The 12,407-nt window shown below is 34.2% G+C and carries 11 protein-coding genes and 1 pseudogene; 5 read left to right on the plus strand and 7 right to left on the minus strand.

Annotated features, from left to right (window positions below; translation table 11 throughout):
- Positions 1-91 precede the first annotated feature (91 nt).
- From D7029_RS09575 to D7029_RS09585, 3 genes are read left to right on the plus strand one after another with little or no spacing between them, the layout of a single operon-like run.
- On the plus strand, positions 92-1,201 hold the full coding sequence (locus tag D7029_RS09575) for a 1-acyl-sn-glycerol-3-phosphate acyltransferase (protein ID WP_194952550.1): 1,110 nt from the start codon (positions 92-94) through the stop codon (positions 1,199-1,201).
- Positions 1,195-2,076 (plus strand): phosphatase PAP2 family protein, encoded by an 882-nt coding sequence (locus D7029_RS09580; RefSeq protein WP_194952551.1) that lies wholly within the window; start codon positions 1,195-1,197, stop codon positions 2,074-2,076. The genes D7029_RS09575 and D7029_RS09580 overlap by 7 nt, the downstream gene beginning before the upstream one ends.
- Positions 2,060-4,573: a PEP/pyruvate-binding domain-containing protein gene (locus tag D7029_RS09585; protein ID WP_194952552.1), complete on the plus strand. Its 2,514-nt coding sequence runs from the start codon at positions 2,060-2,062 to the stop codon at positions 4,571-4,573. Before D7029_RS09580 ends, D7029_RS09585 begins: the two co-directional genes overlap by 17 nt.
- A gap of 74 nt (positions 4,574-4,647) precedes the next feature.
- Here the strand turns inward: D7029_RS09585 and D7029_RS09590 are convergent, their stop codons facing one another.
- Entirely contained in the window at positions 4,648-5,139 is a 492-nt protein-coding gene (locus tag D7029_RS09590) for a hypothetical protein (RefSeq protein ID WP_194952553.1), read from the minus strand.
- Between the two features lie 276 nt (positions 5,140-5,415).
- On the opposite strand from D7029_RS09590, the gene catA reads away from it, so the two are divergent.
- Positions 5,416-6,057, plus strand: coding sequence for a type A chloramphenicol O-acetyltransferase (gene catA / locus D7029_RS09595; RefSeq protein ID WP_194952554.1), 642 nt, complete (start codon positions 5,416-5,418; stop codon positions 6,055-6,057).
- A 92-nt stretch (positions 6,058-6,149) separates the two neighbouring features.
- On the opposite strand, the gene D7029_RS09600 is transcribed toward catA, so the two are convergent.
- The 5 genes from D7029_RS09600 to D7029_RS18910 form a co-directional block, all read right to left on the minus strand.
- A complete protein-coding gene (locus tag D7029_RS09600) occupies positions 6,150-7,142 on the minus strand; it encodes an alpha/beta hydrolase family protein (RefSeq protein WP_194952555.1) in 993 nt (330 codons plus the stop codon).
- A gap of 134 nt (positions 7,143-7,276) precedes the next feature.
- Positions 7,277-7,696, minus strand: coding sequence for a hypothetical protein (locus tag D7029_RS09605; RefSeq protein WP_194952556.1), 420 nt, complete (start codon positions 7,694-7,696; stop codon positions 7,277-7,279).
- Between the two features lie 150 nt (positions 7,697-7,846).
- Positions 7,847-8,134, minus strand: coding sequence for a hypothetical protein (locus D7029_RS09610; RefSeq protein ID WP_194952557.1), 288 nt, complete (start codon positions 8,132-8,134; stop codon positions 7,847-7,849).
- 429 nt (positions 8,135-8,563) lie between these two features.
- The gene (locus tag D7029_RS09620; RefSeq protein ID WP_194952558.1) at positions 8,564-9,358 is read right to left on the minus strand and encodes a hypothetical protein; all 795 of its coding nucleotides are present in this window, start codon (positions 9,356-9,358) and stop codon (positions 8,564-8,566) included.
- A gap of 902 nt (positions 9,359-10,260) precedes the next feature.
- Entirely contained in the window at positions 10,261-10,539 is a 279-nt protein-coding gene (locus tag D7029_RS18910) for a hypothetical protein (protein ID WP_228766765.1), read from the minus strand.
- On the opposite strand from D7029_RS18910, the pseudogene D7029_RS09630 reads away from it, so the two are divergent.
- Positions 10,529-10,654: pseudogene (locus D7029_RS09630) on the plus strand (integrase); the annotation flags it as partial. The gene D7029_RS18910 and the pseudogene D7029_RS09630 sit on opposite strands and share 11 nt — an antisense overlap.
- 131 nt (positions 10,655-10,785) lie before the next feature.
- Here D7029_RS09630 and ahpF read toward each other — a convergent pair.
- Positions 10,786-12,351 carry an alkyl hydroperoxide reductase subunit F gene (gene ahpF / locus D7029_RS09635; protein ID WP_109402331.1) on the minus strand — a complete coding sequence of 522 codons (1,566 nt, stop codon included), beginning with the start codon at positions 12,349-12,351 and terminating at the stop codon, positions 10,786-10,788.
- Positions 12,352-12,407: the final 56 nt, after the last annotated feature.

A 12,407-nucleotide genomic window follows, 5' to 3' on the forward strand; every position in this document is an offset into this window, starting at 1 on the left:
CTAATATTGCCTTTTAAATTTTAATTTTTTAGTGTTACTTTTTTTAAGAGCGTGGTATGTTTTTGCAGAAGGAATAATGTAAGGAAATCTTATGCCTAATCCAATATTGCCTTCGCCAATAAAAAAAACCTCCTCTTTTGTTGCGGGTTCTCCGCTACCCTTTTATTATCAATGCATCTCAAGTGCAATTAGAGAAATCTACTTTTCCAAAATTTCACTTATTTACCATAATAGATATCAAACTGAAAATACACATCCAAAGTTAATTCTATGTAGTCATCGGAACAGTGCTTTTGATGGTTACATTGCATTAAAAGCATTTTCTAACACTCAAGCTTTAGCTTCAATTCAATTATTAAATAGTCCTTTAATGAGAGCTTTTTTTACGGGTATTCCCGTAGTTAGGAAAAAGGATAGACAACGTTTGGGTGTAAATGCAAATCTATTTTCAAGTCCTTCAGATGCTGCAATTGCACATATAAAAGCAGGCGGTAATTTACTCTTATTCCCGGAAGGCAGTAGCGAATGGGGTTTCCAGCCATTGCCTTATCAACGAGGGGCGGCAAGAATTATTAGAACATTGATCAGTGAGGGAGTAGTTTTTGATATTATTCCTATGGGCTTGTTTTATATAGCCCCTGATAAATTCAGTTCAAAAGTTGAAGTTTATATTGGTGAAAATATTCTTATAAATTCACAAAAAGATAATTTATCAATCAGAGAGTGGGAACAAAATATTCATACGGAAGTTTCTGCATCACTAAATAAAATCTCCGTTAATTGTCCAAATATTGATATTTTTGAGAAAGCATCAGCCTATGCTTTTAATAAAAATAAGGGCGGTGATTCTTATGCTGAATCCTTTATTGACTATCAAAACAATTTATATAAATCAAATAATGATAATCAAAATATAGAAAAAAAATCTCAATCTTCTATATTAATCTGGCGTTATATTTCATTTTTATTTATGTATATCTTATTTCCAATATTTTTATCGTCATTTATTGCGTCTCATTTTGCTGACGCCCGTAATACCATTAGCTTTTTTAAAATATTAGGAGGTGCAATAGCGACTGCAATTTGGCTCCCCATCTTAGTCATGCTCCTATTCTTTTTCCCTGTATTTATTGGTATAAGTTTAGCCAGTGCACTATTCGGTTTTATCTTAATAAGGAAGAAAGGCGCTCAAATATGTTAACCATGAAAGCCAGGATGCTTTTTAACCACTTATTTTCTCTACAATTGTTTATTATTTGGGCATTAGGAACTTATGGAAGTTGGTTAACGAATGCCACAGAAATGTTGTTCCCCATATTTTTAGGCTTCTTTTCATGGGTATTACTCGTTTTTGTTGGATACAAAACACAACAAGCAACCTCTTACTCTCGATTCTATTGGTTTGGTTTATTACAACTGATTGCTTGTTGGACTATTTTTCCTTTGTTTAAATCGATTCGCTATGGTTTATACCAATGGAGTTTTGATGACATTTTATATAAATTAGATAAATTCCTATGGGCTGGAAAAAGCTTGCCAGAATGGACAATTTCTCTACAGTCAGGCTGGCTAAGTGAATTTCTTTCTTTTTGCTATTTTAGCTTCTACTTCTTAATTATTGGCAGTGCCCTTTTCTTCTTTTTTAGCCGAAATAAAACACTGGCCAAAAACTATTTTTTCGGCTTAATGCTAATGTATTTTGTCGGCTTTATTGGTTACTTCTCTATCCCCGCAGCCGGCCCTTATTCTGCTTTTCCTTCTGATTTTAACTATCCAGTTTACTCTGGTGCCATGACATTATTTCTGACTGATCTTGTTGATAAAGGAATTACCGGCATGGATGTTTTTCCTTCATTACATACAGGGATCACTCTTTATATTGTTGGCTTTTTCTATTTTTCAGGTTATCGAAAAACAGCGTATTGCTTATCTCCTATCTTAATAGGACTTGTTTTAGCAACTGTCTATTTACATTATCACTACGGCGTTGATGTCATTGTCGGTGCTTTACTTGCATCATTGGTACTTTACATCACTTGTAAAAATAATAAGGTCGAATATGGAACTCATCTATAAAATTAACGAGCCTATTGCTTCTGAAGTATCTATTAGTGGGGGTAAAGGTGCGAGTTTAGCAAAAACAATTCAGTCACTGCCTGTTCCTGATGGTTTGATCCTCTCTTGTCAAGCTTATCAGTTATTTATCACGCCCTTGCTACCTGAAATTAATCGATTATTATCAGAAAAAAAGCAAGAAATTGAAGTCGTTAGTAAAAATATTCGCCATTTAATTTTACAAGCCTCCATGCCAGAGAACTTAATTCATTCTTTACGTTCAAGATTAAATGAACTCCAATTAAATAATACCGCTTTAGCCGTAAGATCTTCCGGTACATTGGAAGATATGCCTGGAGCCGCCTTTGCAGGACAACACGATACGGTATTAGGTATTAAAACTTTGCCTAATTTACTGGACGCAATTCGTCAATGTTATGCATCTTTATGGCACACGCACGTTATGCTCTATCGCCAACATTTAAATTTACCCCATACTCAAGCATCAATGGCGGTTGTGCTACAAAGAATGATTAACGTCCAAGAGAATGAAGCTGCGGGTGTGGCTTTTTCTGTTGATCCAGTTCAAGGCTCTCTTTCTACTGTATTAATTAATGCCGCATTTGGATTAGGTGAAACTGTTGTTGCTGGTGAAGATCCTGTCGATGAATTTCTTATTGATAGAGAGAGTTTCACATTAAAACAAGAAACGATTGCTCAAAAAATAAATGCCATTGTTATGGTTGATAATGGTACTAAAATCTTACCTCTTAAATCTGCTCAACAATCCATGCCCTCGCTGACAGCAGAGCAGTGTAAACAAGTAGCTGAACTTGCTATCTCAGCAGAAAAATATTTTGATTTCCCACAAGATATAGAGTGGGCATTTCATGATGGAAAATTATGGCTTTTGCAATCACGTAATGTGACACAAATTGCCCCAATTTGGACAAGAGAAGAATCAGCAGAAAGATTCCCTAATCCTATCACGCCATTAACATGGGATATGTGCGAAGCAGGTTTTCACTCATCATTAAACTTTAGCCTTAATCTTATGGGGCTTCCTTCATTTAATGGTAAATGGTTCGGGATGCAGGATTATTATATTTACGGCAACCAAAATGCGGTTTCCTTATATAGTAATCGTCACCCTACATCGATGATGAATGATTTACCTACCCTATTAAAATCTTTGCCTGAAATTGCACAAAAATTCAGTTGGGTTCAAGAATTACCTATTACTTGGATGCGTGATTTAGATAAATATTTAATCTCTATTGGCGCATTGATGAATGAACCATTGCAGGATAAAAGTTTGCCTCAATTATGGGATTATGTGCAAAGAATTAATAAATTAGGAGCTGATTACTTTTTACCAAATATTGCCATATCCTTAACTCAGCGCTCCCTCTATTCTGCATTAATGGCATTGCTAAAACTCTTCTTTAAAGAAGAAAAATATGCACATACCGCATTCGATAATTTAATTGCGATGTCTGAAACTAAAACAGGACAAGTGAATGCAGAACTTTGGGCCCTTTCTCGTTATGTTCGCCAGCACCCTCAACTTCTCAAACTTATAACATCCATTGTTCCTGAAAGTATTATGCGAGAAATTGAGGAATGTGATCCTCATTTCCACCAGCAATTTACCTTATTCTTAGCTAATCATGGCCATAGAGAACTAGATTTTGATGCATATCATCCTACTTGGTTAGATGCTCCACATATTGTATTAACTCAAATTAAAGCGATGGCAGACTTAGCTGATGATAAGCAAACAGATGATCCGTTAGGCAAAAAAATCCTACAGTCAGAAACTGAATTTTCAATTATCTCTGATGCCCCTGAAGAGTTACGCTTTTTCTTACAAGAAATTATTCGATTAGCTCGTGTTTATACTGCTCTTGATGACTTAGAGCATTATCAAACAACTCGTTTAGCCTTACCTATGCGTCGCGGATTAAAAGCATTAGGAGAGCGATTGGTTATTCGTAGTGTTTTAGATTGCCCAATGGACATTTATTTTGCCAATGAACAACCTTTAGCTGATGCAATTCTTGCAGATAATCCTACTGAGTGGAATCAGTTACGTCATAATATATACCAAAATAAAGCAGGATATCTAAAAGCAAAATCAGTCACACCACAATGGATTTATGGTGAAGATAGTTGTAATGAATTAAATACAAATGAGCATCAATTAAAGGGACTAGCGGGTAGCGCAGGTATTATTGAAGGCGAAGTTTATCTTGTTTATGGTCCAGAGAATTTTGCCGAATTTCCACAAAATGCCATTTTAGTTGCAAGAACAACTAATCCTGCATGGACCGCTCTCTTTTATCGCGCGTCCGGTATTATTACAGAAAGTGGTGGGCCATTATCTCATGGTGCGGTTACTGCTAGAGAATTGGGACTACCTGCAGTAATGGGAGTTCGCAATATCTTAAATATTTTAAAAAATGGGCAAAAAGTAAAAGTTGACGGACAAAAAGGCATAATTGAGATTTTGTCCTAATGACTTGAAAAGTATTACAGCTAGATAAGAAAAGCATCTAAACGATGCTTTTCTTTTTTTATTTTAATGATTTTTTAACTATCCATTTTACTGTTGTTTTCTTTCTCTTTTGAGATTTTATTAATATCAATTTTACGAGCAGGTGGTGCAAGTAAAGCGACCAACCCCGTTATTAATAAAATAGCATATAATACCGCTAACATAGATGGTGCATTAAATAGTAAATATGGTGTTAATAAGATAGGGCTAACCGTTAAAACAAGTGAAATAACAATAGGATAACCTATACCTATATCTCTTATTCGTTGAGATAATATAAGTGTAAATATGTAAACTTGTACTATTAAAAACGCTAATTCTATTAGACCATATGATGTAAAAGAGAATTGGTAGTAAAAATAATTTTCAGTAACTAACTCTATTTTTTCGGGATAAAGTGATATAAACCATCTATCTGCTAAGTTCTCTGCAATAGAAAAGAAAATTGTCCAAGCAATTTCTAGACCTAAAAAAGAGAGTCTCCCACGTCTTTGTTGTTTCCATTGATAAGCAAGTTTAGCTTGCATAATAAATCCCTTCATTTTTAAAGTATATCTCTATCTTTTTTATCATAATACACTTAATATTTATCTCCAAAATAATGATGTGATAATCTGATAAAAGCACGAAAATACCTTCAAATTTTGATATTTAGTGCAACAATTTGCTCTTATTATTTTGTGTTTTTTGATCTAACTAAAATATTAAATATATAAGGAGCTACTATGCTACCTATTCAGACAACCCGTTTTGCCCTTCTTCGTTAAAAACAATTTTATTACTTAACAAGAAGGGCTTTAAAAATGAATTATGAAAAAATCAACGTAGAACAATGGAATAGAAAAGAACATTTCTTACATTATCGACATAACCTACAGTGTGGTTTTAGCTTAACAACTAAAATAGATATTACTGTCTTGAAGACAGTATTAGCTAAAAATAATCTTAAGCTTTATCCTGCGATGATCTATTTAATTGCGAAAACAGTTAATAGCTACTCTGAGTCTAGAATGGCAATCAAAGATGATGAATTAATTATTTGGGATTATATCAACCCTGCATACACGATTTTTCATCCAGAGACTGAGACTTTTTCAGAGTTATGGAGCGAATACGTTGAGGATTGGCATTCTTTTCTAGAAGGATATAATCAAGATTATCAAAAATATAAAGATAATCTAAGTCTATCCGCAAAAAGTAATTTTCCCGAGAATCATTTTTGTATTTCGATGATCCCATGGATAAGTTTTGACGGGTTTAATTTAAATGTAGCTAATGTAAAGGATTATTTTCCTCCTATTTTTACTATGGGAAAATATACTCAACAAAGTGACAATTTTTTATTACCGATATCCATCCAAGTGCATCATGCTACATGTGATGGTTTTCATATGGCTAGAATGATCAATAAACTTCAAGAGTTATGTGATGGTTTTTTGGGCTAACTATATTGATTTTTAAATAAAAAAACACCGCTCTTTTATCTATTAATAAAAGAGCGGATTATTATTAAAGCAACTCACTTGAAAACCAATAATCATCTAACTTGTTTATTGATCCATTTTATTTCTTCATTAGTGAATCTAATATTACTTTCTTTAGTTGTATCAGTATCTAACAAGATTTTATCTTTTATTAATTTACTGACAGGTACAATGATATTGAAATGATCGCCATTTTTGATGTTGTATATTTTTAATGGGATATCATGCACCATTGCAACACCACGCAATTCATTAAATTCGTCCCAAAAATAATCGCGTCCCTCAAAATAAAAAGTCGGTGTTTTTATCGATTTAATGTAACGATATACAGAGCGAACGTTAAATTCTTCTTCTTTATTTCTATCGAAAGGCAATTCAACTATCATATCTCCTTCAGCTCTTAATTTAAGATCAGGTATTCCACCCAAGGAGAAAACAGCTCTAAATTTATCACTATATTCACTTGCTAATAATGCTCGAGTTCCCCCCGTACTATGCCCGACGACATAGATACGTTTAGAGTCAATATAAGGCAATGATGCTAAATATTCTCTCGCTGATTCTAAGTCTTCTAATTCACCATAAAACATTTCATAGCGACCTGGATTAGTATTTTCACCACGAAAAGATGGGATCATCAGTACCATATTAGGGTCACGGAAAGTTGCCCCTGTTTGGTCATTATCAATCGGTTTCTTTTGCCAAAAATAATCGTCGCCACCAATTCCGCCGTAGCCTCCATTTAACCAGATCACAGCAGGTAACTTAACTTTTTTATTTGCTGGAGGCGGAGTTAAATAGGCATACATATCTCCCGGCTTTGCCGGATATTTAATCACATTGAATATTTCTGGTGGCGCTTCCCAAGGCGGGTCAATATTATCAAAACTATCGGTTATAATTTCGGTTTTAAAGCGTTGATGCGCTTCATATAAAGTTTCATCACGAACTTCAATATCTGCATGAGCAGAAAATGAGCTAATGCATAACAAGGAGAGAAGTAGCGCAGGAACTACTTGTCTAAGGCACTCTTTATTTATATTCATATCAACTTCCCTATAGATTATTAATTTGGCGTGATAATAGCATAGGTTGTTTGGGGTTTATGAGTGGAGATTTTACTGAAATGTAATTTTTGTGGGAGTGCTAAAACACTACAATTCGTAGTGTTTTAATAAAATTATTTGTTAATACTATTAAATAGTATAGCCCCTACTTTGATGCTACCAATGAGATCTGATAATGCCTGTTCCAACTCTTCCTTATTCATACAATAAATATCTTTATTATCATAAGAAATGATAACTGGATAACCTTCATCGCTCTCTTTCCATTTAGAAATAACTATTTTATTGTCGCTATTGTCTAATTCCATTAATACCAAAGCCATTTCTTTATCCGGCTTTATGTCGGAAAGAAAGAAGATTGTTTTTTGTAAACCGCTTTTAATCAACTCATCAATTATTAATGTTACTTTCTTATTAGTAAATTCTTCTATTGAATTAGTTAGTTCAATAATAACTTGGCTTATCTCTGACTTATGATCATTCGCTTTTTTGGCGGCAGAAACAGATTCTTCTAATATTTTTACAAATTTCATAAACTGTATTCCATTGAAGCCATTACAGGCAAATGATCAAAATAATAATTTCTATCATAAATTGGAATCATAAAAAGGCCATAGATAAATTCCAGCACACATCCCTATGAATACTACTAATCCTACTAAAAAAAACCACATACTATTACCTTATATAGTTAAATTAATTTCTCTTAACTTATTCACTTTATCCATAACCCTATCTCTCCTTTTCTCAATATTTTTCCTTTTCACTTCTTCAAAATTAACTTTTTCACTTTTCTCCGATGAAATTTGAATCTTTCCGTTCTCAAACCAAATCACTTCATCGCCATAACTCAGGCGCATACCGTTCATCACCATTGACCACATTGAGTCAGGCGGTAAATCCAATCCCATTTTTTCGGCAAAAGCTTTGAATTCAGGTATCAAACGTTCCTGATTTTCACTTAATGACACTATTGAAATTATTCGCTGACTTTTTTATGCTCTAAAACCTCGCCAAATAATTTATCCCAATCGCTATGTTGTGAACGTAGGTCGATTCAGGCTCAGAAATCCCCCATACGGGCGGATTTTAAGCCCCTATAGTGTGGATTTTTAATATCGGGTGAACTGCCGATCCACAGTTATTGACAGGACTCTAAATATACAGGCCACTCCCTATGGGAAACCTTCCTCGATGACCTTAATCAAAAAAGACATAAAATTGTTCATGGTAATGACTTTGGAAACTCAATGAATGGACAGGAGTTATCTGAACTAAAAAACAATGTGAGAATTCTACAATATGGGTAATTATTAATTATCCTATCCCATCTAAATTAATAATAAAGTGGAGTTATATTTTTAGCTCCACTTTATTAATACTCTTTACATTAAATTTTACTATAACCCGATTCTCGATAATAAACCTCTTCTAAATCTTTCATTTATTTCTAACTCTATTTTTTCATCAATTATCTTATTATATTTTTTCTCTATATTCGAAACTTCAATTTCTATCTCTGCTACTTTATGAAACACAGGGATCAATGAAGGCATATCTTTTTCTATAAAATTATCTAAAAATTTATTATCATCTTCATTTACAGATCTAGATGGATCCCCCACCTTAAAGAAATTATTTAATATTTTATCTTGGAGTTTATCTTTAGACATTTCAGTAAACTTATCAGATTCAATTTTAAGACGATCCTGTTCCTTCTGTATTTCACTTTGCTTTTTGTTATATGAATCTACCACTTCATGGTATGAACCTGTGACTAATGATAATTCAACATGAAGCTGTCGTAATTCTCCTCTACAACTTCTTAATTCATATCCTATTTTCTCTGCTTTTTTTGACAAATCCATAGCTGATTTAAGTGTATCTATTAAATACTTTTGGTATTCTATTGTTAGAGATGGCCCCGTCCCCTTTTTATTTGCAATATATCTACTCTGTAGTTCTGAGTAATAATTTCCTATACCAAAATATGCTTTTGAATATTCATTACTTTTATAGTTACATTCCAATTCCTTAACTTTTAATGGACTATAATAATCTTTTATTAAAGTAGTCCTGAATGATTCATCATTTTTAAATTTTTCCAATAAAACACCGAAAATTAGAGTTCCAATGACAATAATTATTAAATTAAGAAAAAATTTTAAAAACTCAGATTTAGTTTCATTTTTCATATATCCTTTCCATACAGATTAATGTACACCTTTTAATTATATTAAGACAAATAGCAAGTTTATTCTATTATAGCATTATTTTAATTATCTCCCCTCTCGGAAACCGGTTACATCGGTTACACTCTACAAAAACCACCTATAACCCACTGATTATAAACAACTCCGTTGTAACTTTTTACTGGTTAAAACGGGTTACAAAACAAAGGTTAAAAAGTTACATCCTTATAAAACAATAAGTTATATTTTTAATTTGTAACCTCTTTAAACGGTTACACGTAACTACAAAGTAACCCATTTGTAACCTTTCCTAATCTCTATATTTCTACGTTTAATCAATATGATATAAACCTACTTTAATTTTGTAACCATTGTAACCGCTTTCCGAACCCCCCCCCCCCCACAAATTCTCTATTTATATAAAAGAGATTAAATAATGCATATTTATTGTACAAATATTTATATCTTCTCTATTTTATTGTTCTTGGTAATTATGATAATTTTCTATAGATAAAAGGAAGGCTGCACATCGGCAGCCTTTAGATGAATGAAGGGAGAAACTAGCTCTCGCTGTTTTCCTGAAATACCCAGCACTTAATTACTTCAGGTCTTTTAAGCGCACTCCCTATCGCCAGTGAGTTATTAAATTGACTGTTTACTACACTCCTCACGGTCTTAATACCTACAAACTTATGCATACGCCCTGCTTTTAGTAAGTTTTTAATATCCGTATTTAATAACATTGATTGCCTGTGTTCACTGGCTACCTGTGCAATATGGTTAAAATTCACAGCATAAACGCCCTGTTCAATACTATGGCTCATTATCTTGTAAATAATCAAACATATCCCAAAACTCCATAACTGGCGGTTGATCCAACTGAATGGCTTGAACACGTTGTTTAGCTAACTCAATAATAAAGTTACGGTTTGTCGGATATGCGCATCTTTTACAGGCAATACCAACGCTAATGTTTCCAATAATGCGATTAGCTGTGCATGATTCTTGGCGATCCGCTCATGGTTAATCGCCTTATCCGCAAATAACTGCGCCTGCAAATCATCTACACGCTCATTATATTGTTTTAATATTGTAGCTTCTTTCATTAATACCTTAGGTAAAAACCCTGATAGCTTTTCAATGGGATAACGTTCAAGGGCGATAGCGGCATAGTTACAACGCATTTTAGGACACACTAATTTGCAACAAACGTTGACCTATGCACACTTTGCGCCAGACTTCTTACAAGATGCCATTCAATATAACCCTTTGAAAGGTAGCACAGAATTACTGGTTTAGAGTGTCCACATATTGTCCACACTTGAACACTTAAGGGCACTTTCCAGCCCTTTTTGATGGTTTTGCGTACAAAAAAAGGCATCTTAAAAAAGATGCCTTTCTCTATAACTTATTGATTATCTTTAATTTACTTATTTTGCAGTCGTGCGAATTAAGTAATCAAATGCGCTTAATGAGGCTTTTGCACCTTCACCGGCGGCGATAATAATTTGCTTATAAGGAACTGTTGTACAGTCACCAGCAGCAAATACACCTTTGATATTGGTTTCGCCACGAGCATCAACAACAATTTCGCCCATCTTATTACGCTCAACAGTACCTTCCAGCCACTGTGTATTTGGTAATAAACCGATTTGAACGAAAATACCTGCTAATGCAATATCGTGCATAGAATCATTAGTACGATCTTTATATTTTAGACCCGTTAACTTAGTGCCATCACCATACACTTCTGTGGTTTGTGCATTTAAGATAACTTCTACATTGCCTAAGCTACGTAATTTTTTCTGTAATACAGCATCTGCTCTCATTTCCGGAGCGAATTCTAAGACCGTTACGTGTTCAACTAAGCCCGCTAAGTCAATTGCAGCTTCAACACCTGAGTTACCACCACCAATAACAGCAACTCTTTTGCCTTTAAACAATGGACCATCGCAGTGTGGGCAATAAGTTACACCACGAGTACGATATTCATTTTCACCGGGAACATTCATATTTCTCCAGCGAGCACCTGTTGCAATAATTAAGCTGCGGGTTTTTAAAATTGCGCCTGATGCTGTTTCAATTTGGTGTAATTCCCCTTCTGATGCCCCAGGAATTAAACGACTAACAGTTTGGCTATCAATCACATCCACTTGATAATCATCAACATGGGCTTTTAATGCACCAGCAAGTTTTGCACCTTCGGTTTTCGGTACTGAGATATAGTTTTCAATATCAACAGTATCCAGAACTTGGCCACCAAAACGTTCACCAATAAGACCTGTATTTAAACCTTTACGAGCTGAATAAACAGCAGCTGATGCACCCGCAGGACCACTACCCACAATTAATACATCAAATGCATCTTTTTGGTTTAACAATTCTGCAGTACGTTTTTCTGCATTGCTGTCTACTTTGTTAACGATTTCAGCTAAGGTCATGCGACCTTGACCAAACTCGTTACCATTTAAGAATACAGCAGGAACGCCCATGATATTACGTTCCTGAATTTCATTTTGGAACATGCCTCCGTCAATCGCCGTATGTGTGATCTTCGGATTTAAAATCGCCATTAAGTTTAATGCCTGAACAACATCAGGGCAGTTATGACAAGAGAGCGAATAATAGGTTTCGAAATGAAACTCACCGTCTAACTGACGAATTTGTTCAAGTAATTCTTGTGCTTCTTTTGATGGATGACCACCAGTTTGCAGTAATGCTAAAACCAAAGAAGTAAACTCATGACCTAATGGTGAGCCCGCAAAGCGAACACCTGTTTCTTTCCCTGGGTTGGTAATAAGAAAAGATGGTTTACGTACATTAGCGTTATTATCTTCACGATAAGTAACTTTATCGGATAATGGTTCGATTTCTTTTAATAGCGCTTGGATATCAGCAGAATGTTTGCTGTCGTCTAATGTTGCTACTAACTCAACTGGCTGGGTTAATCGTTCTAAATAAGCTTTCAATTGAGCTTTTAAATTATTATCTAACATTTTTGCACCCTCAATAAAATCGGGTGCCGAAACACCCGATAAATAACTTTTTTAGT

This window comes from Proteus vulgaris, assembly GCF_016647575.1.
GTDB lineage: Bacteria > Pseudomonadota > Gammaproteobacteria > Enterobacterales > Enterobacteriaceae > Proteus > Proteus mirabilis_B.